Raw genomic sequence first — 20,951 nt, 5'->3', positions numbered from 1 at the left:
TGCGACTTGATGACAGAGGATGAGTGCGTCAACAATCTCAGGCCCTTATGAATAAGGGCCTGAGGCGTTATTTGTAGAGCAGGAAGTCGCGCAGCTCGGCGAAATCGGCGGCCATCTTGTGCGACAGCAGCGGCAGCCCGGCGCGATCCGCCAGCTCCTGCGGCAGCGGCAGCGTCTGGCCCAGGATTTCTTCCACGCTCTCCTTGAACTTGGCCGGATGCGCCGTGCCCAGGAACAGGCCGAACTCGCCTTCCTGTAGCTGATCGCGCAGCAGTCGATAAGCGATAGCGGCGTGCGGCTCGGAGATATAGCCCAGATCCGCCAGCTCGCGCATGGTGGCGCGGGTGGTTTCATCATCTACCGCGCCGAAGCCCAGGTCGGTCAGACGCCAGGTTTTCCGGCGGAACAGCTCCTCAACGCGCGGCCAGTTGTTCGGCTGGCTGACGTCCATGGCATTGGACAACGTGGAAACGGTAGCGGCAGGCAGCCATTCACCGCCTTTCAGGAAGCGCGGCACGGTATCGTTGGCGTTGGTGGCGGCAATAAAACGCTTCACCGGCAGGCCCAGCGACTTCGCCAGCAGGCCCGCCGTCAGATCGCCAAAGTTGCCGCTCGGCACCGACACCACCAGCTGATTACGTTTTTCCTGCGGCAGCTGCGCCACCGCTTCAAAGTAGTAGCAAATCTGCGCCAGCAGGCGGCTGATATTGATCGAGTTCGCCGAGTTCAGGCCGATGGCCTTCTTCAGCAGCTCGTCATCGAAGGCCTGCTTGACCAGCGACTGGCAGGTGTCGAAATCGCCGTCGATAGCAATCGTCTGGATATTGCCGCCCAGCGTACAGAACAGCTTCTCCTGCAGCGGGCTAATTTTGCCCTGCGGATAGAGGATCACCACGCGCACGTTGTCCATGCCGTAAAACGCATGGGCTACGGCCGCACCGGTATCGCCAGAAGTGGCGGTCAGGATGGTGATCTTCTCGTCCGCACCGCTGACGTAAGAGAGCATCTGCGCCATAAAGCGGCCGCCGAAGTCTTTAAAAGCCAGCGTCGGGCCGTGAAACAGCTCCAGCGCAGAAATATCATCGGTGACTTTCGCTACCGGCGCGGGGAAAGCAAACGCGTTTTTCACCCGCTCGTGCAGATGATGCGCGTCGATTTCGTCGCCGATGAAAGCAGAGAGAATTTTGCTGCTGCGGCTGACGAAATCCATCTCCAGCATGGCGTCGATATCGGTCAGCTCAAACTCCGGCAGTTCCAGCGGGAAAAAGAGCCCCTGCTGGCTGCCCAGGCCCTGTTTAACCGCCTGTGAAAAGCTGACCTGCTCGTTGTGATCTTTCAGATTATAAAGTTTCATGCGTTATCCCAGTTTACGTGCGCCAGCCGTGTCTAAGCGGCAAATATGGACGAAGCCATCCTCGTTTTGCAGGTAGTGCTGGCGAAGCCAGTCTGCCATGCGCTGCGCCGTGTCGGCCTGATTACAGACGGCGAACAGCGTCGGCCCGGAGCCGGAAATGCCGCAGGCCAGCGCGCCGATATCCTGGGCGGCCTGGCGGGCATTGGCGAAGCCCGGTAACAGTTTAGTGCGGTAGGGTTCGGCGATCACGTCGCGCATCAGCTTCGCCGCCAGTTCCGGCTGCTGAGTGTGGCAGGCGTGAAGAAAACCGCCCAGATAGCGGCCGTGTTTGATGATATCTTCTTTGCGATATTGCGCAGGCAGGATTGCGCGCGCCTCGGCGGTGGAAACCTTGATGCCGGGATAGGCCATTACCCATAGCCAGTCGTCAAAGCACGGTACCGGCTGGCTAATCACGCCGTTCTCTTCCAGCATCAGCTGCAGGCCGCCCAGGAAACAGGGCGCCACGTTATCAAAGTGAACGCTGCCGGAAACCCGGCCTTCCAGCTCGCCCATCAGCGTCAGCAGCTGGTTGTCGTCGAGCGGCTTGCCGCAGTGTTCGTTCATCGCCATCAGCCCGGCCACCACCGAGCAGGCGCTCGATCCCAGACCGGAGCCGATCGGCATATTTTTTTCCAGCGTCATTGCTACCGGTACGCGTTTGCCGATCGCCTCGCAAAAGCGATCCCAGCACTGCCAGACGATATTTTCCTGCGGATCGGCAGGCAGCTTGCTGACAAAGTGTCCCTCGTTGCGCAGGCTGAACTCGCTGGCCGCCTCCACCGTTACGCAGTCGCCCAGCAGCGTTCCGTCGACGGGCGAAACCGCCGCGCCCAGCACGTCGAAGCCGACGCTGACGTTGCCGATTGAGGCTGGCGCATAGATCTTAACCATGTTTAAACTCCCAACTTCCATGACAAGGTGCGTAACAGATCGGCAAACACGCCCGCGGCGGTCACATCGTTACCGGCACCGTAACCGCGCAGCACCAGCGGTATAGGCTGATAATAGCGGCTGTAAAAAGCTAAAGCATTTTCGCCGTTTTTGACTTTATACAGCGGATCGTTGCCGTCAACAGCATCGATCTTCACGTGGCAGCGGCCACCCTCTTCAATCACGCCGACAAAGCGCAACACTTTGTCCTCATCGGCCGCGCGGCGCACCCGGGCGGTAAAAGCGTCGTCCAGCTCCGGCAGCCGCTGCATAAAGGTTTCCACGTCCAGCGCGTTAAACGCCTCCGGCAGCACGGCTTCGATTTCGATATCGCTCAGCTCCAGCTGATAGCCCGCTTCACGTGCCAGGATCAGCAGCTTGCGCGCCACGTCCATCCCGGAGAGATCGTCGCGCGGATCCGGCTCGGTAAAGCCCATTTCGCGCGCCGTACGGGTCGCTTCCGACAGCGACACGCCTTCATCCAGCTTGCCAAAGATATAAGAAAGCGAACCAGACAGAATGCCGGAGAAACGCAGCAGCTCATCACCGGCGTTAAGCAGGTTTTGCAGATTTTCAATCACCGGCAGGCCCGCGCCCACATTGGTATCGTACAGGAATTTGCGGCGCGATTTGGCGGCGGCCGCGCGCATCTGCTGATAGTATTGCCAGGACGAGGTATTGGCCTTTTTGTTAGGCGTGACGACGTGAAAGCCATCGGCCAGAAAATCCGCGTACTGGTCGGCCACGGCCTGGCTGGAGGTACAGTCGACAATGACCGGGTTAAGCAAATGATACTCTTTCACCAGACGGTTCAGGCGCGCCAGGTTAAAAGGCTCTTTGGCTTCCTGGAGCGCGGCCTGCCAGTTATCCAGCGGGATGCCGTGCACGTTGGTCAACAGCGCTCTGGAGTTGGCGATGCCGCAGACGCGCAGATCGATATGCTTGTTCTTCAGCCACGCCTGCTGGCGGGAAAGCTGTTCGATTAGCGCCGCGCCAACGCCGCCGATGCCGATGACGAACACTTCAATAACCTGGTCGGTGGCGAACAGCATCTGGTGCACCACGCGCACGCCGGTCGTGGCATCGTCGTTATGTACCACCACGGAAATAGAGCGCTCTGAAGACCCCTGCGCGATGGCGACGATATTGATATTGGCCCGCGCCAGCGCCGAGAAGAACTTCGCGGAGATACCGCGCAGCGTGCGCATTCCGTCGCCCACCACCGAGATCACGGCCAAATTTTCCATCACGTCCAGCGGTTCCAGCAGCCCGTCTTTCAGCTCCAGGAAGAACTCGTCTTCCAGTACGCGACGAGCGCGCAGCTGATCGCTTTGCGGCACGCAGAAGCTGATGCTGTATTCGGAAGAAGACTGGGTGATCAACACCACGGAGATGCCGCTGCGGGACATGGCGGCGAACACGCGCGCGGCCATGCCGATCATCCCCTTCATGCCGGGCCCGGAGACGTTAAACATCGCCATGTTATTCAGGTTGGTGATGCCTTTTACCGGGTTGTCATCACTGGCGCTGTCGCCGCCGATCAGCGTGCCGGGCGCCTGCGGGTTGGCGGTATTTTTAATCAGGCAGGGAATTTGAAACTGGGCGATCGGCGTGATGGTGCGCGGATGCAGCACTTTAGCGCCGAAGTAGGAAAGCTCCATCGCCTCCTGATAGGACATGGTTTTCAGCAGACGGGCGTCCGGCACCTGACGCGGATCGCAGGTGTAAACGCCATCGACATCGGTCCAGATTTCGCAGCAGTCGGCGCGCAGACAGGCAGCCAGCACGGCGGCGGAGTAGTCGGAGCCGTTACGGCCCAGCACCACCAGCTCGCCCTTTTCGTTTCCAGCGGTAAAGCCCGCCATCAGGATCATATTTTCGACAGGGATCTGCGCGGCAGCGATACGGCGAGTGGACTCAGGAATATCCACGGTGGACTCAAGATAGTGGCCTGTCGCCAGCAGCTTTTCAACGGGATCGATCACGCTGACGCCGTAGCCGCGCGCCTGGAGCAGCCCTTCCATAATGGCGATTGACAGCTTCTCGCCCCGGCAAATAATGGCAGCATTGACGCTGTCCGGACACTGGCCGAGCAGGCCAATGCCGTGCAGCACCTGCTTCAGCTGAGCGAACTCCGCATCCACCACGGCTTTCAGACGGGCATAGGGAAAGTTCGGCTCCGCTTCCGCCAGCCCTTGCAGCAGCACGTCAAAAATCTTTTCGGCATCGAGCAGGTTTACCTGCGCATCCTGCCCGCTGATGGTTTTTTCAATCATTGCCACCAGATGGTTGGTGATTTTGGCCGGCGCGGACAATACGGTAGCAACCTGTCCCTGCCTGGCATTGCTCTCCAGAATATCCGCCACGCGCAAAAATCGTTCCGCGTTGGCGACTGAGGTTCCACCGAATTTCAGCACTCGCATAATCATCTCCTGAATTTTTGCCGAAAAAAAAGCCCGCACTGTTTAAGGTGCGGGCTTTTTTTATTTTTTCCTGTATGCGTCAGCCCGCACCGTTACCTGTGGTAATGGTGGTGATGGTAATAATGATTGTTGTCATCAGGCTGTGAGTACGCATTTTAGATTTTACTGTCTGTCTTGAATTTGTCCGCTTTCAGAAGTAAAGCAAAGCCCTGGCTAAGTCAATTTTTTTATCCGCAGGTGCAAATCCGCTGACAAAACGCCCGCCAGGCATTTGGCCTGAAAACAGATCTTAATCAAGGCGAAAGCCGCTTATCCTTAGCATGTCTTGCTATGTACAGAGCGTTAGCCAGTTTTTTTATCTATAAGATTTTTTTCTATGTCGTGCAGCAGCCGGTGCAGCATAGCGGTGTCGCGCTGTTGCAACGTGCCCAGACGCTGATCCAGCCAGTCGACCAGTTTGCGATCGTCGCTGACCTCAAGCCGCTCAACCAGCTGACTGAGCCGCTGACGCAGCGCCTTCAGCTGCTGACCGTCAGCCGTTACGGCTGGCGCGACGGCGACCTGACGCAGCGCCGCCAGCTGGTAGCAGTACACCATCACCGCCTGTCCAAGATTCAGCGAAGGATAGTCCGCCGCCATCGGAATGCCGGTCAGCAGATCCACCAGGTCTAACTCCTCATTCGTCAGGCCGGTATCCTCACGCCCAAACACCAGCGCCGCGCTGCCGAGCCACTGCTGCTTTTCCGCCAGCTGGCTTTCTACCTGCTGCGGCGTGGCGTAATAGCGGAATTTTGCCCGGCTTCGCGCGGTGGTAGCGATGCTGAAGTCGATATCCGCCAGTGCGGCAGCCAGCGAAGGCCAGTGCGTAGCCTTTTCCAGGATCTCGCCTGCGCCATGCGCGACCCGGCGCGCGCCTGCTTCCAGATGCGCCTGGCTGTTTACGATCCGTAATTCATCAAACCCCATGGTTTTCATGGCGCGGGCCGCCGCCCCAACATTTTCAGGTCGTGCAGGTGAAACAAGTATCAGGGGAAAACGCATAAGAGCCTTCTTAAGTTCAATATGGACATATCCTGACCATCCCATGACACAGGATGGGCAGGAAACCTCTGCTATGATTTTAACAAATCAACAACATACTAACGACCTGTCTGACCAGCTATAATTATAAACTACGGCTTTTTTCCGCTGATTTTAGCGATAAAAACATTTATCTGACGATAATCTTATGTAGTTCAGGCAATTAAGAATTGTTAAAATTTATCTATACTCTTTGTGAAGAAAGCCGTTTATTTTTTCATCTTTGCACGGCGCCTATCCAGCTAAATCGCCCTTTGGCGGGGCGTTTTTCAACAGCACCTCAACGTGCTACAATTGGATTGATATAGGTCAATTAAGCTTTATTTATTGGCTGTTGGTCATGGCTTGTGCTGTTATGTTGCTGTTAATGAGGTTAGGATATACGCCATTTTTGACCTTGCCGAGACAGGGAATATACCTTTTTTAGCTGGTATTTTCCGGTCCATGAATGGCTTGTGAACATATTCCGTACAGCCCGCGTTACGCGTCAATCGGCGCCCGCGTATTACCCATACGGTAACTGCTGTATGCCCATATCGTTTTTTGGCAATTTTAGGTAGCGAACACATGCAGACCCCGCACATACTTATCGTTGAAGACGAATTAGTTACTCGCAATACTCTCAAAAGTATTTTTGAGGCCGAAGGCTACATGGTTTATGAAGCTACGGACGGTGCAGAAATGCATCAGGTTTTGACGGAGAACGACGTCAACCTGGTCATCATGGATATAAACCTTCCCGGCAAAAACGGCCTGCTGCTGGCTCGTGAACTGCGTGAGCAGGCCAACGTGGCGCTAATGTTTCTGACCGGCAGGGACAACGAAGTCGACAAGATCCTTGGCCTTGAGATCGGGGCGGATGACTATATCACCAAGCCTTTCAACCCGCGTGAGCTAACTATCCGCGCCCGTAATCTGCTGTCGCGCACCATGAATCTGGCGCCGCACAGCGAGGAACGCAAGCTGGTTGAAAGCTACCGCTTTAACGGCTGGGAGCTGGATATCAACAGCCGCTCGCTGATTGGCCCGCAGGGCGAGCAGTACAAGCTGCCGCGTAGTGAATTCCGCGCGATGCTGCACTTCTGCGAAAATCCGGGCAAAATCCAGACCCGCGCCGATCTGCTGAAAAAAATGACCGGCCGCGAGCTGAAGCCGCACGATCGCACCGTGGATGTCACCATCCGCCGCATTCGTAAACATTTTGAGTCCACGCCAGATACGCCGGAAATTATCGCCACTATTCATGGCGAAGGTTACCGTTTCTGCGGCGACCTGCAGGAGTAAGCCGGTGCTGCGTTAAGGGGTCGTTTTTCGCGGCCCCTCTCGCTTGCCTTAGCGGCTCCAGGGCATAATGGGAACGGCGCTTAACGCATTTTTAGGCGAACCTTCCACCACCTTATCGGAATAGCTAAGGTAAATAAGCGCGTTACGCTTGCGGTCGTAAAAGCGGACTACCTGCAGCTTTTTGAACACCAGCGACGTGCGCTTACGAAATACCACTTCACCTTCTGCTTTCCCTTGGGCAATCTTATCGCTGAGCGTTATCGGCCCAACCTGCTGGCAGGAAATAGCGGCATCCGACGTATCTTCCGCCAGACCTAATCCGCCTTTGATTCCACCGGTTTTTGCCCGGCTGAGGTAGCAGGTCACGTTTTGTACATCGGGATCGTCAAAGGCTTCGACCATAATCTTATGATCGGGTCCAAACACTTTAAACGTGGTATCGACCGAGCCGACCACTTCGGCACGCACCGTAAAAGGGGCGAGCATTATTGCCGTGACCATTAACATTTTTTTCATTGTCATAACGTTACCATTGCATAGAAAATAGATGACATTGTAAGTTACCTCGCTTAGCGCTTTTACGCTGGCGGATCTGGCGTGCCCCGGTATAGCATACCGGACTAACAAAACGAAATTTCACTATCAGCACGTCCAGCACTGCTGCGGCACCAATATTAATCAGGATGAGGACGTTTTATGGATCAAGCCGGTATCATTCGCGACTTGCTGGCCTGGCTTGAAGGCCACCTTGACCAGCCGCTGTCTCTGGATCACGTTGCAGCCAGAGCAGGCTATTCAAAATGGCATTTGCAAAGGATGTTTAAAGAAGTTACCGGTCATGCTATCGGCGCCTATATTCGCGCACGTCGGCTGTCAAAAGCCGCGGTCGCGCTGCGCCTGACCAGCCGCCCTATTCTGGACATTGCCCTGCAGTATCGCTTCGACTCGCAGCAGACCTTTACGCGCGCGTTTAAAAAACAGTTTAACCAGACGCCGGCATGGTATCGTCGCGCGTCCGACTGGCACTCCTTTGGCCTGCGTCCGCCGATCCGGCTGGATGACTTTCAGCTGCCCGAAGCCACCTGGGTCACCCTGCCGGAAACGGTGCTGGTGGGACAAACGCAAAGCTATACCTGCACGCTGGAGCAGATTTCCAGCTACCGCGATGAGATGCGCCTGCATTTCTGGCGGCAGTTTCTGACGGAAACGGACACCATCCCGCCCGTGCTGTACGGCCTGCACCAGTCGCGGCCGAGCGTGGAAAAAGATGACGAGCAGGAAATTCTCTACACCACCGCCGTGCCGTCCGATAAACTTTTACCCCCCGTCCCGGCAACGCAAACGGTGCTGCTGGAAGGTGGCGAGTACGTGCAGTTTACTTACGAGGGGCCGAGAACCAGCCTGCAGGAATTTATCCTGCTGCTTTACGGTACCTGTATGCCGACGCTACAGCTGACGCGCCGTCACGGGCAGGATATTGAGCGTTTCCACACGCACGGCGGCAAACGGCAGCCGGAACCGCCAAAAGATATCCGCTGCGAATATCTGATCCCGATCCGCCGTCAGGCTGAGGAATAAGCCGGTTCAGCCCGGCTTTGCGCCTCCGTTAGCGTTGCAGCTCGTCCAGCGCGGGCGCATCCAGATGCGACACGTCTCCCGCCGTTTCCACTACCCAACCGGCCGCCAGCCAGGCGCTCTTTTGATAATCGACGCGGGAAATGGAGCAGTTGCGCAGCCGTAGCCGACGCTCGGCCCACGCGGGTAGCCCCAGCAGCGTACTCACCAGCACGCCCAGCGCCATACCGTGGCTGACCAGCAGCGGACGGCTGCCGGCGGGCAGGTTCAGACAGGCGTTTAGCGCCTCGTGCATCCGCGCGGCCAGCTCCGTCATTGACTCGCCGTTCGGGATACGACCGTTTTCGGTGCCGTCGATCAGCGTGGTGCGCCAGCTCTCTTCTTCCGGCGTCAGTGAATCCAGCGGACGCTGTTCCAACACGCCCATATTCAGCTCGCGCAGACGCTTGTCCAGCGTGACTGCACAGCCGCAGGCGTCCGCGATGATTTCAGCCGTGCGTTTGGTGCGGCCCAGGTCGCTGGCGATGACGTGAGTAATGCCCAGATGTTTCATCCGTTCACCCACCTGCCGCGCCTGCTGCTCTCCTTTAGCCGTCAGCGCGCTGTCCGACTGTCCCTGAATGCGTCTCGCTGCATTCCAAAGCGTTTCTCCGTGGCGAACAAGATAGACCTGTAACATTGCTGTTTTCCGTTATACTGCGGCAAATTTGCGTAAGGGGTTCAAACAATTATGTACCATGTTGTCGCTGCAACCATTAATCCGGCAAAAATTAAGGCAATTTCTCAGGCTTTCAGCGATATTTTCGGTGAGGGATCCTGCCATATGGAGGGCGTCGAGGTCGACAGCGGTGTGGCCCTGCAGCCCCTTACCGATGCAGAAACGAGAACTGGCGCACGCCAGCGTGTGCAAAATGCCCGCCAGCTGCGTCCGCAGGCGGATTTTTGGGTGGCGATTGAAGCCGGTATTGAAGGCGATAGCGCGTTTGCCTGGATGGTGATTGAAAACCGTCAGCGGCGCGGCGAGTCACGCTCCGCCAGCTTTACGCTACCGCCGGTGGTGCTGAAAGGCATTGCGGCCGGACGCGAGCTGGGCGAAGTGATGGCGAGCCTGACCGGCATTGAAAACATCAAGCATAAGGGCGGCGCGATCGGCGCCTTTACCGCCGGTCAGCTCAGCCGCACCAGCGTCTATCATCAGTCGCTGATCCTGGCGCTCTGCCCTTTCCATAACGCGGTATACCAACAAAGCGCCGACGGGTCAGATCTTATCTGAACCGTTCAGCAGCTGCGCCTCCAGCCAGGTTTTCAGGGCAGGCGGCGCGCTTTTCAGACTGTTTGAGCCACGGGTAATGGTAGCAATGCCGACGCCCAGATCGTTTTTCAGCTCGCGCTGGCTCATTTCGCCGCGCATCAGCTCTTCAATAATACGCAGGCGCGTGCCCAGCGCCTCGCGTTCGTCCGGCGTCATCATCAGCTGCAGTAGCGGCAGGTGCAGTCCGTTGTCAAAAGCGTGCTGGAGCAGCACAACAAAGCGCTGCCACTCTTCGTTGTGCGGTTCCATCGTTACGGGAATGGAAGGTTCAGTCATAGGTGGCCCATACTCTTTAACTAGTACAGCAGTCTAGCACAGGCCGTACGGGATCAATAGCGTCGCTGCCACTCGCCGTCAGAGAGAATATTGTCCGACCGCTGCATAAAGTGACGGTAGTAAGCATCGTAAGCCAGCACGTTTTTTACATAGTTACGCGTTTCCGAAAAAGGAATGGTTTCGATAAAAGCGACCGCATCCAGTCGGCCAGCGCTGTTCCCCAGCCACGTTCTGACCCGCGACGGCCCGGCGTTATAGGCCGCCGAAGAAAAAATGCGGTTCTGGCCGAACTGCTGGTAGACCGATTCCAGATACTGGGAGCCGATCTGGATATTGGTTTCCGGATCCAACAGCTGGCTGCTGTTGCTGTAGCCCGGCAGGCTATAGACCTTCACCGTATGCTGCGCGGTCGCGGGCATGACCTGCATCAGCCCGGACGCGCCAACCGGCGAGCGGGCTTTCGGATTCCAGGCGCTCTCCTGACGGGCAATCGCCATCGCGTAACTGACCGGGATCGCTTTGCCTTCCGTATAGCGCTTAAACTGTTCCTGATAAGCCAGCGGGAAGCGTTCCTTCAGGCTGTTCCATAGCTTGCCGGAAATGGTCGCCTGCACGCTGAGCACCCACCAGTTCTGCTCGTAGGCGTAGCGCGCCAGCTGCTGCTGCTGGCTGCGGCTTTTGCTGCCGACCAGGTAGCTCCATTCGGTTCGCGCCAGGTTATCCATATTCCAGTACATCAGTTCACGCACGCGGGCAATTTCCGGCCCCTGAGTCAGGCTGCGCTCTACCGACGGCGCTTCGTCCACCTGTAAAGGGTAGGCGACGCCAAGTCGCTGGGCGGCGACCATCGGATAGAAGCCGCGCTCCTGCATCAGGCCGCGCAGGATTTTATCGGCTTCCTCTTTGCGCCCCTGTTCCAGCAGCAGATCGGCCTGCCAGTACTGCCATTCATCTTTCTGCTTGGTTTCTACCGGCAGTCGGGCGATCCAGGTGTTCAGCCCGCGACGATCGTTGTTGCCCAGCGACATTCTGACGCGGCGCTCGATTAGCGCATCGGAATCGCTGCGCATCACCACGTCATCGCGCCAGCGCGCCTGTTCCGTGGTCACGTCGTTGCCCATTAATCGCCACGCGACCGCCTCTTTCAGGCTCTGCTCTTCCTGCTCGCTCATCTTTTGCAGCCGCACCAGCGTCGGGATCATCGCGCGGGCGTTTTCGGCATCTTCACGCGCCACGCGCGCGAAAGCGATGACGGTGGCCTGACGGGTAAAATCGGTCGGGCCGGCAATACGGGCGAAGGCCTCCACGTTTTGCGGATTGTTTTGCAAATCCTTCACCGCGCTGGCGATGGTCTGATAATCCTCAGGTAGCCGATCCGCCAGGAAATTCACCAGATTACTGTTGCCGGCCACCATAGCCAGACGAATCCGCTCCAGGGTGGTAATCGGCGTTTGTTCGCCTGCCGCCTGCCAGGCGCTGAACAGCCTGTCGCAGCCCGGCGGCAGCGAGGTGCCGCGCAGCCAGATCGTTTTGGCCCCTTTCCAGGCCACCTGCTCCTCGCCGGTGGCCCATTTGGCGTAGTACCAGTTGCAGCGTGCGGCAACAGGTTTAGGTTCGGTCGGGCTGAACACCAGCAGGCCACGCCAGTCTTCGCGTCGCGCCAGCTCGTTGATAAAGCTTGAGGAAAGCGCGCGAGCCGGCGGCAGCGTCGGGTTCTTTTTAATAAAATCGTTGATAACGAAGCTGCTCTGCTGATCGAGGCTTTGTGCCAGCTCGCGATATTCAAGATAGGGATAAAGCGGGTAATCGCGCAGCGTGGGCATGAGCTGCGCAACCTGATCCATCTGTTTATTGTCCCAGGCCTGCTTGATTTGCAGGTAGCGCGTGCGCTGCGCATCCAGCGAATCCGCGTGCGCCGTGCTTGCCGCTATCGTCAGGCAAGCGCCTGCCACCCAAAACCGCCACTTGTCCGCCATGACCTTTCCCACGTTAACGCCTCTCTTTGTCCTGTGCTTACCATTAAAGCTCTTAACATGCTAACCAGGCCTGGCGACTCCCGCTATGCCGCATCGGCAAATTTACTTAACCTGACTTCTTTAAACGCCGGGTCAACAGGGCTTCGTCACGCTATTTTGCCTGGCTAAAGGTTAATTGCGATCAACAATCCGTACTCTGCTTTCCTCCAGCATAGCCTTCCTTGCTCGCCTCAACGCTACCCGCCTTTAGCCTGACTGGCGGAAAACAGCCATCTGACTCGCTGATGTTATGACGTTGGTAGCGGGTTCTGTTATCCACTCCCCCGCAAGGATTACCTGTGATGCAAAAATTAAAATCGCCGCCTGCCTGGTATCGCTACGACGCGGCTGGCGTAATAAAAAGAATGCAGAGTCGTGAATCGGGGCTTTCCGCGCAAGAGGCGCAGAAGCGTCTGGTCGGCCTCGGCCCCAATACGCTGCCGCCGCGCAGGCACCGGTACCCGCTGATGTGCCTGCTTACTGCGCCCATCTGCGTTCTGCTGTTGGCTTCGGTGTTAACCGCCGTCACCGGGCACTGGCGGGATACCGGCGCCATCCTTGTCATTATCCTGCTTAACCTGCTGGCTAACTGGCTACAGCAAAACGCCGGGCAAAGCTCGCCAAATCTTGCTGACGGCTTTCCCGACCGCGCCAGCGTCAGGCGTGAAGGTAATATTCTGCAGATAGATACCCGCAGCCTGGTGCCGGGCGACATCATTATGCTGGGTGCGGGTGATAAAGTCCCTGCCGATCTCCGCCTGATCGAGGCGCAAAATCTGCGGGTAGATGAAAGCGTATTGACGGGAGAAGCGACCGCCGTTGCCAAACAAACGGCCCCGACCAAAGGCGAACGGCCTGCAGAAGCCCGCAGCAATATGCTTTTTTGCGGATCCACGCTGGTTTCGGGCTGCGCTACCGGTATTGCGGTAGCCACCGGAGCAAAAACACAGCTGGGCCGCATTGAGGCAGCCCTGTGCTCCGTCAGACCACGCAGGACGGCGCAGCTAAGATCGTTCGACAGGCTCGGCAACGGCTTCTGGCTGCTGATGGTCACGCTGAGCGCTTTTCTGTTCTTTTATGCGCTGCTGCGGCACAGCCTGCCGATGCAGGGACTGATGCAGACGCTGGCTGGCCTGGCGGTTGCCGCCGTGCCGGCAGGGCTGCCGATGATTATCGTGCTGGCGCTGGCGCTAAGCATATGGCGACTGAGAAAAATGAATATTACCGTCCGTCATCTCTCCACGGCGGAAACGCTGGGGGCGCTGAGCGTCGTCTGCTGCGATAAAACCCGCACGCTGACGATGAACGAAATGACGGTCAGGGCGCTGATCCTGCACCAGGAAACGATCCGCGTAGAGGGCAACGGCTACCAGCCGACAGGCCGCTTTTTACAGGAAAAAGACGGCGCCGTCATAACGCCAGCCGTACATGCCCGGCTTCGCGATCTGCTAAGAAATATGGATCTGTGCAGCGACAGCACGCTGCTAAAAGATGAGGAAAAAAACTGGCGTATCATCGGCGAGCCGGCGCAGGCCGCGCTTAAGGTGGCGGCCGCCAAAGCGCACCTGCCTGCACGGGCGGCGCGGCTACTGGATAAGCTGCCGTTTGATGACCTCAGAAAGTATCAGGCGACGCGCCATCAAATTAACGGCGAAAGCTATATTCTGGCGCTCGGCGAGCCGGAAGCGCTGCTGCGGATATGCGACTTCCAGCAGACCGGACAGGGCGTGGAAGCGCTGGATGTCGCCTGGTGGCAGCAGCAAATAGCGCACCACGCTGCGGAAGGGCTACACCTTATTGCCAGCGCCTGCCGTCCGGCCGATAAATCCCAGGCCGCGTTTTGCCACGATGATTTGCAAAACGGCCTGATTTTCTGCGGTATAGCGGCCATGCTGGATCCGCCGCGTCCTGAAGCGGCCAGCGCGATTGCCGAATGCCAGCGTGCCGGGATCCGGGTAAAAATGCTGGCCGACGACCGTGTGGAAACGGCGCTGGCCATCGGTCGAATGACAGGCATTGGCGACAGCCATAGCAAGTTAACCGGTTGCCAGCTGGAGCGAATGAGCGATATTGAGCTGGCCAGGACGGTGGATCGCTATAACATCTTTGTGGGCATGACGCCCGCACACAGACAACGGCTGGTCGCCGCGCTGCAAAGCCAGGGCGAAGTGGTCGGCATCACCGGTAACGGCGCTCAGGATATACCCGCGCTCAAACAGGCCGATGTCGGCATTGCGACAGAGGCTGCAAACGGCGACGCGACAAAAGCGATCGCCGATATCGTGCTGCCCGATAATCATTTAGCCGCTCTTATCAGCGCCGTGCAGGAAGGCCAGCGCCTTCGTGGCAGCCTGAAAAAAGCGGGGCGCTTTACGCTGCCAATCTGCCTGGCGCAGACGCTGCTGTTTATCGCCGCCCTGCTGGCAGGAAAATTCATTCCGCTCGCGCCCCTTCAGGTTTTATGGATAAACGTAGCGGCGTCGGTCACGCTTGCCGTTAGCCTTATCACCGGAAAAACAGCGTCTACGCTTGTCTGTTCCCGGTTACAGGAAGCGAGCCGGACGGCGCAAGGCTGCCGATTCTGGCGCCTCGGCTTTACAGGCGTAACCATTATGCTGAGCGCTTTCATGACCGAGCTCTGGCTGCAATCACGCGGCTACGAACCGAAATTTATCCACGCCGTGCTGCTGCAAACGCTGATCGTGGCGCAGTGGGTCTGGCTGCTGAACTGCCGCGAACCGACGCGATCCTCGCTCAATACCAGCCTGCTGAAAGATTATGGCTTCTGGCTGGCGAGCGCTCTGCTCGCACTGTTGCAACTGGCTTTGTTCGGCCTGCCTGTGATGCAAAACCTGTTTGCCACCGTGCCGCTGCCGCAGAACGCCTGGCTGCTCACGCTGGTCGTCGGCGCGCTGCTGTTTGCCGTATTCGAGCTGGAAAAAATGCTGATGCGGCGCCGACGGCAGTCCGCCATCGAACAGTGGCATCCGGCAGAATAATCGCGCACGACCTGCCCGCAAGATTTACAACGCCTGGGTGCCGTGCGCGACGGCGCCGGGTTCCGGACGCCTGCGCAAAACTGCCCGGCGCCACTTTCTAATCGCCCCTTTTTTGTTCACCGCTGCCCGAATAATGTGCACCCCTGCCTGCGATTTTTATTTAATCCACTAATAATAAAAAGATTATTTCTATGGCACGGCTTTTGCTCTGCTTATTCCATCTTGTATACCAGATGGAATTCAACCTATGGCTTTCACCGGTTTTACCCTGAATGACTGGCGGCGTTACCATCAGCAGCAGCCGCAGGATCTCTTCGTTACCCTTTCCTCTTTACTGGCGGAGCTGAGCCTGGAAGATAACGCCTGGCTTTATCTCGCCACCCCTTCTCAGCTTCGGGCGCAGACGGAACCGCTGCTGGCGGCCTGGCAAAAGGATCCGCAGTCGCTGCCGCTGTTCGGTGTGCCTTTCGCGGTGAAAGACAATATCGACGTGGCGGGCTGGCCGACCACCGCTGCCTGTCCCGCATTCGCTCACGAAGCCGCATGCGATGCTGTTGCTCTCGCCAGGCTGAAGGCGGCGGGTGCCGTGGTTATCGGCAAAACCAATCTCGATCAGTTCGCTACCGGCCTGGTCGGTACGCGATCGCCCTATGGCGCGGTGAAAAACAGCTTTAATGCAGATTACGTCAGCGGCGGCTCCAGCTCCGGTTCGGCTTCCGTGACGGCGCGTGGACTGGTCTGCTTCGCGCTGGGCACCGATACCGCTGGCTCAGGGCGCGTTCCGGCCGGCTTTAACAATATCGTCGGCCTGAAGCCGACCAAAGGCTGGCTGTCGGCTACCGGCGTACTGCCAGCCTGCCGCCTGAACGATACGCTTTCCGTGTTTGCGCTGACGGTGGAGGATGCTTTCCTGGTAGCGACCTGTGCGGGCGGCTATGACGCCAGCGACGCCTATTCACGCGACAATCCGGCGCTCGCGCCCGCCGCGCTGCCTGATGCGCCGCGCCTGGCTGTTCCTTCTCATCCCACTTTTTTTGACGATGCGCAGGCCGAAGCCGCCTGGGAAAAAGCGCTGGCCGCGCTGCAGGCGAGCGGTGCCACGCTGCATCCTGTCGATTTTGCCCCGTTTCACCAGCTGGCCGAACAGCTTTACTCGGGCCCATGGGTAGCTGAACGTACCGCAGCCGTCGGCGACCTGCTGCACCATCCTGAACTGATGGATGCGACCGTGCATGGCATTATCGCCAGCGGCGAGCACTACAGCGCGGTTGACGCCTATCGGGCGGAATACCTGCGCGCGGAGCTGAGCCGTCAGATCCAGCAAACGCTCGCCCAGTTTGACGCGCTGGCGGTGCCGACGTCGCCGACTATCCACACGCTGGAAGAGATGCGACAGGAGCCGGTGCGCTTTAACTCGCAGTTCGGCACCTATACCAACTTTACTAATCTGGCCGACCTCTCGGCGCTCGCTCTGCCTGCGCCATTCCGTGAGGACGGCCTGCCCGCCGGGATCACGTTGATTGCGCCCGCGTGGCACGATCGCGCGCTGGCGACCTTTGGTCAGCGCTGGCAGCAGAGTCTGGCGCTCGACCTCGGCGCGACCGGAAAAGCCTGCGCCGCGCCGTCCGCCTTGCCCACTTCCCCACACCATGTTCGCGTCGCGGTCGTTGGCGCGCACCTGAGCGGGATGCCGCTGAACCATCAGCTGACACGCCGCCATGCGGTGCTGGTGGAAGAAACCCGCACCGCCGACGCCTATCGTCTTTATGCGCTGGCTAACACTCAGCCGCCCAAGCCGGGCCTGGCGAAAGCGACCAGCGGCAAAGCCATTACCGTCGAGCTGTGGGATATTCCGCTGGCGCGCTTTGGCGAATTCGTAGCGGAAATCCCCGCGCCGCTCGGCATCGGCACGCTGACGCTGGAGGATGGTCGTCAGGTAAAAGGCTTTATCTGCGAACCGGCGGCGCTGGCCGACGCCCGGGACATCACCGAGTTTGGCGGCTGGCGCAACTGGCTGGCGCGCAAGGAGGCCTCCCATGTTTAATACCGTTCTTGTCGCCAACCGGGGCGAAATCGCCTGCCGCGCCCTGCGCACGTTGAAAAAGCTGGGCATTACCGGCGTGGCGGTCTATTCCGACGCGGATAAAAACGCGCAGCACGTCAAAGAGGCGGATATCGCCATCGCGCTGGGCGGTGAAAAAGCCGCCGACAGCTATCTGCGTATCGACAGGATCCTGGCAGCGGCACAGCAGAGCGGGGCGCAGGCGATCTGGCCTGGCTACGGTTTTCTTTCCGAAAGCCTGCCGTTTGCAGCGGCCTGTGAAGCAGCGAACATCGTTTTCGTCGGCCCGACGGCGCAGCAAATCGGCGAATTTGGCCTCAAGCACCGCGCCCGTGAACTGGCCGCCGAGGCTGGCGTGCCGATGACGCCGGGCACGCCGCTGCTTAACTCGCTGGCGGAAGCCTTAACCGCCGCAGATATCATCGGTTATCCGGTGATGCTGAAAAGCACCGCGGGCGGCGGCGGCATCGGCTTAACCCGCTGCGGCGACGCACAGGCGCTGCGCGGCGCCTGGGAAAGCGTCCGTCGCCTGGGCGAGCAGTTCTTCAGCGACGCGGGCGTCTTTCTGGAACGCTGCATCGATCGTGCGCGCCACGTGGAAGTACAGATTTTTGGCGACGGCAAAGGCAAAGTGGTCGCCCTGGGCGAACGCGACTGCTCGCTACAGCGCCGCAATCAGAAAGTGGTGGAAGAGACGCCCGCGCCTAATTTGCCGGAGGCAACGCGCCGCGCCCTGCTGGAATCGGCCGTCAGGCTGGGCGAGCGCGTCAACTATCGCAGCGCGGGCACGGTGGAATATATCTACGACGCGCAGCGCGACGAATTCTTCTTTCTGGAAGTGAATACCCGTTTACAGGTCGAGCATCCGGTCACCGAATGCGTGACCGGGCTGGATCTGGTCGAGTGCATGCTGCAGGTGGCGGCGGGCGTGGAGCCGGACTGGGCGCGTATGGCGCAGGCCCCGCAGGGCGCAGCGATAGAAGTCCGCCTCTACGCTGAAGATCCGGTGAAACATTTTCAGCCCAGCCCTGGCGTGCTGACCGACGTCTGCTTCCCGGAAGGGATACGCGTGGACAGCGGCGTGACGACGGGTTCAGAAGTCCCGGCCTTTTACGATCCGATGATCGCCAAGCTGATCGTTCACGCGGAAAACCGCGACGCGGCGCTGGCGAAAATGCGCGAGGCGCTGAATGAAACACGGCTGCACGGCATCGCCACCAATCTTGACTATCTGCGTCAGGTTATCGCCACCGATGAGTTTTGCAGCGGTCAGGTGTGGACGCGCCAGCTGGACAGCTTTACGCCTGTCGCCCACGTCATTGAAGTGCTCCAGCCCGGCACATGGAGCAGCATTCAGGATTATCCAGGCCGTCCCGGCTACTGGGATATCGGCGTGCCGCCCTCCGGCCCAATGGACGATTTCGCTTTTCGGCTGGCGAACCGCATCGTTGGCAACGCGGAAGAAGCGGCGGGCCTGGAGTTTACTCTGCAAGGCCCGACGCTGCGCTTCCACACCGACGCCGTGATCGCCTTAACCGGCGCGGATTGCCCGGCGACGCTGGACGCTGCGCCGGTCGTCTACTGGCAGCCGGTGGCGGTCAAAGCCGGACAGACGCTGACGCTGGGCCGCGCACGCACGGGCTGCCGCACCTACCTGGCGGTACGCAATGGTTTTGACGTGCCCGAGTATCTTGGCAGCCGTTCGACCTTTGCTCTTGGCCAGTTTGGCGGCCATGCCGGACGCACGCTGCGCGTGGCCGATATGCTACCCGTTTCGCAGCCGCAGCTTGCCGCCTGTACCACGCCAGCGCCGGTCGGCGAGCCGCAGGCCGTCGACGCCGCGCTGATCCCCACCTACGGCGACGAATGGCGCATCGGCGTGCTCTATGGCCCGCACGGTGCGCCGGACTTTTTTACCCGGCGATCCATTGATGAGTTCTTCGCGCAGTCGTGGCAGGTTCACTACAACTCCAACCGACTTGGCGTGCGGCTGGCTGGGCCAAAACCGGACTGGGCGCGCCCCAACGGCGGCGAAGCGGGCCTGCATCCTTCTAACGTGCACGACTGCGAATACGCTATCGGCGCGGTGAATTTTACCGGCGACTTTCCGGTGATCCTGACGCGAGACGGGCCAAGCCTCGGCGGCTTCGTCTGTCCGGTGACCATCGCCAAAGCGGAGCTATGGAAAGTTGGTCAGGTCAAGCCGGGCGACCGCATCCGTTTCCATCCGATTAGTTTTGACGAGGCGCAGGCGCTGGAAAAAGCGCAGGAGGCGCGCATCAGCACGCTGCATAACGTCACCGCGCCCGCCTTTGCCATGCCGTCGCTGGCGGAAACCGCGTACGGGTCGGCCACTATCCTGGCCGCGCTTGCGGCGACAGCCAGCACGCCAGCCGCCGTTTATCGGCAGGCGGGCGATAACTATATTCTGCTGGAATATGGCGATAACGTGTTGGATCTGGCGCTGCGCCTGCGCGTTCATCTGCTGATGATTGCCCTGCGCGAAACCGGCCAGCCGGGCATGGAGGAGCTGTCGCCAGGCGTGCGCTCGCTGCAAATCCGCTACGACAGCCGCATCCTCAGCCAGAAACAGCTGCTGGCGCTGCTGCTGCGCGTGGAGAAAGAGCTGGGCGACGTCAGCCGGCTGCGGGTGCCTTCCCGCATTGTGCACCTGCCGATGGCCTTTGAGGACAGCGCCACCCTGGGCGCCGTCGAGCGCTACAAAGAAACGGTGCGCGCCAGCGCGCCATGGCTGCCCAACAACGTTGATTTTATTCAGCGTATCAACGGGCTGCCGACACGCGAGGCGGTGCGCCAGACGCTGTTCGACGCCAGCTACCTGATCCTGGGACTGGGCGATGTCTATCTGGGCGCACCCTGCGCCATACCGGTGGATCCGCGTCATCGCCTGCTCAGCTCCAAATATAACCCGGCCCGCACTTTTACCGCCGAAGGCACCGTCGGCATCGGCGGCATGTATATGTGCATCTACGGCATGGACTCCCCCGGCGGCTATCAGCTGGTGGGCCGCACGCTGCCGATCTGGAACAGGTTCCTGAAAAACGACCAGTTCGCGGCGAACGAACCCTGGCTGCTGCGCTTCTTCGACCAGGTGCGTTTCTATCCGGTCAGCGAGACGGAGCTGGACAGGCTGCGGGAAGACTTCCGCGAGGGCCGGGGCCGCATCGCCATGGAGGACACCTTCTTCGACTTCGCCGAGCACACGCGCTTTTTGCAGGAACACGCTGCCGATATCGCCGGTTTCCGCCAGCGCCAGGCCAGCGCCTTCGAAACCGAGGTCGCGCTGTGGGCGCAGGAAGAAGAAGGCGCGCCGCTGACCAGCGAGGAGACGCTGCTGCCGCAGGAAGAGGAAGATGGCCTGCCGATCAGCGCCGATCTCAGCGGCAATATCTGGAAAGTGCTGGTGCGGCCGGGTGACGAAGTGGCGGTTGGCCAGCCGCTGATCGTGGTGGAAGCGATGAAAATGGAGCTGTCCGTCAACGCGCCGCAGGCGGGCCGCGTCAGGCGTATCGTCTGCCAGCCGGGTCGACCAGTCAGACCGGGCGACGCGCTGCTGTGGCTGGAATAAGGCGCGGCGC

At 59.3% G+C, this 20,951-nt stretch carries 14 protein-coding genes and 1 other annotated feature; of the genes, 6 read left to right on the top strand and 8 right to left on the bottom strand.

The annotated features are described in order from the left end of the window. Positions 1 to 67 precede the first annotated feature (67 nt). The 4 genes from thrC to EGK14_RS18225 form a co-directional block, all read right to left on the bottom strand. The gene (gene thrC / locus EGK14_RS18240; protein WP_125290510.1) at positions 68 to 1,354 is read right to left on the bottom strand and encodes a threonine synthase; all 1,287 of its coding nucleotides are present in this window, start codon (positions 1,352 to 1,354) and stop codon (positions 68 to 70) included. 3 nt (positions 1,355 to 1,357) lie between these two features. Continuing rightward, complete coding sequence (gene thrB / locus EGK14_RS18235; RefSeq protein WP_125290509.1) at positions 1,358 to 2,287, bottom strand: homoserine kinase; 930 nt, start codon at positions 2,285 to 2,287, stop codon at positions 1,358 to 1,360. A 2-nt stretch (positions 2,288 to 2,289) separates the two neighbouring features. After that, the gene (gene thrA, locus EGK14_RS18230; protein WP_125290508.1) at positions 2,290 to 4,749 is read right to left on the bottom strand and encodes a bifunctional aspartate kinase/homoserine dehydrogenase I; all 2,460 of its coding nucleotides are present in this window, start codon (positions 4,747 to 4,749) and stop codon (positions 2,290 to 2,292) included. A gap of 22 nt (positions 4,750 to 4,771) precedes the next feature. Continuing rightward, positions 4,772 to 4,896: a sequence feature (Thr leader region), on the bottom strand. A 195-nt stretch (positions 4,897 to 5,091) separates the two neighbouring features. Continuing rightward, entirely contained in the window at positions 5,092 to 5,790 is a 699-nt protein-coding gene (locus EGK14_RS18225; RefSeq protein WP_125290507.1) for a tRNA/rRNA methyltransferase, read from the bottom strand. A 606-nt stretch (positions 5,791 to 6,396) separates the two neighbouring features. On the opposite strand from EGK14_RS18225, the gene arcA reads away from it, so the two are divergent. Next, positions 6,397 to 7,113: a two-component system response regulator ArcA gene (gene arcA, locus EGK14_RS18220; protein WP_125290506.1), complete on the top strand. Its 717-nt coding sequence runs from the start codon at positions 6,397 to 6,399 to the stop codon at positions 7,111 to 7,113. Positions 7,114 to 7,161: 48 nt separating this feature from the next. Here the strand turns inward: arcA and creA are convergent, their stop codons facing one another. Then, on the bottom strand, positions 7,162 to 7,635 hold the full coding sequence (gene creA, locus EGK14_RS18215; protein ID WP_125290505.1) for a protein CreA: 474 nt from the start codon (positions 7,633 to 7,635) through the stop codon (positions 7,162 to 7,164). Positions 7,636 to 7,809: 174 nt separating this feature from the next. Between creA and robA the strand changes: the two genes are divergently transcribed. Beyond that, entirely contained in the window at positions 7,810 to 8,691 is an 882-nt protein-coding gene (gene robA, locus EGK14_RS18210) for an MDR efflux pump AcrAB transcriptional activator RobA (protein WP_125290504.1), read from the top strand. Between the two features lie 28 nt (positions 8,692 to 8,719). On the opposite strand, the gene gpmB is transcribed toward robA, so the two are convergent. Then, positions 8,720 to 9,367 (bottom strand): 2,3-diphosphoglycerate-dependent phosphoglycerate mutase GpmB, encoded by a 648-nt coding sequence (gene gpmB / locus EGK14_RS18205; protein ID WP_125290503.1) that lies wholly within the window; start codon positions 9,365 to 9,367, stop codon positions 8,720 to 8,722. A 51-nt stretch (positions 9,368 to 9,418) separates the two neighbouring features. Here gpmB and yjjX point away from each other — a divergent pair, with 51 nt between their 5' ends. Beyond that, entirely contained in the window at positions 9,419 to 9,961 is a 543-nt protein-coding gene (gene yjjX / locus EGK14_RS18200) for an inosine/xanthosine triphosphatase (RefSeq protein WP_125290502.1), read from the top strand. On the opposite strand, the gene trpR is transcribed toward yjjX, so the two are convergent. Together trpR and sltY are read right to left on the bottom strand one after the other, a co-directional pair. Then, positions 9,947 to 10,276: a trp operon repressor gene (gene trpR, locus EGK14_RS18195; protein WP_125290501.1), complete on the bottom strand. Its 330-nt coding sequence runs from the start codon at positions 10,274 to 10,276 to the stop codon at positions 9,947 to 9,949. The two genes, yjjX and trpR, sit on opposite strands and share 15 nt — an antisense overlap. Before the next feature lie 53 nt (positions 10,277 to 10,329). Continuing rightward, positions 10,330 to 12,252: a murein transglycosylase gene (gene sltY / locus EGK14_RS18190; RefSeq protein WP_125290548.1), complete on the bottom strand. Its 1,923-nt coding sequence runs from the start codon at positions 12,250 to 12,252 to the stop codon at positions 10,330 to 10,332. A 341-nt stretch (positions 12,253 to 12,593) separates the two neighbouring features. Between sltY and EGK14_RS18185 the strand changes: the two genes are divergently transcribed. The 3 genes from EGK14_RS18185 to uca all read left to right on the top strand — a co-directional run bounded on the left by EGK14_RS18185 (position 12,594) and on the right by uca (position 20,941). After that, positions 12,594 to 15,290 carry a cation transporting ATPase C-terminal domain-containing protein gene (locus EGK14_RS18185; RefSeq protein WP_125290500.1) on the top strand — a complete coding sequence of 899 codons (2,697 nt, stop codon included), beginning with the start codon at positions 12,594 to 12,596 and terminating at the stop codon, positions 15,288 to 15,290. Between the two features lie 247 nt (positions 15,291 to 15,537). Further along, the gene (gene atzF / locus EGK14_RS18180) at positions 15,538 to 17,334 is read left to right on the top strand and encodes an allophanate hydrolase (RefSeq protein ID WP_125290499.1); all 1,797 of its coding nucleotides are present in this window, start codon (positions 15,538 to 15,540) and stop codon (positions 17,332 to 17,334) included. After that, entirely contained in the window at positions 17,327 to 20,941 is a 3,615-nt protein-coding gene (uca, locus tag EGK14_RS18175; protein WP_125290498.1) for an urea carboxylase, read from the top strand. The genes atzF and uca overlap by 8 nt, the downstream gene beginning before the upstream one ends. Positions 20,942 to 20,951 lie beyond the last annotated feature (10 nt).

The organism is Erwinia sp. 198 (assembly GCF_003937915.1).
Taxonomy (GTDB): domain Bacteria; phylum Pseudomonadota; class Gammaproteobacteria; order Enterobacterales; family Enterobacteriaceae; genus Erwinia; species Erwinia aeris.
The sequence above is the reverse complement of the archived record's forward strand: the minus strand, read 5'-3'. Positions and strand labels throughout refer to the sequence as shown.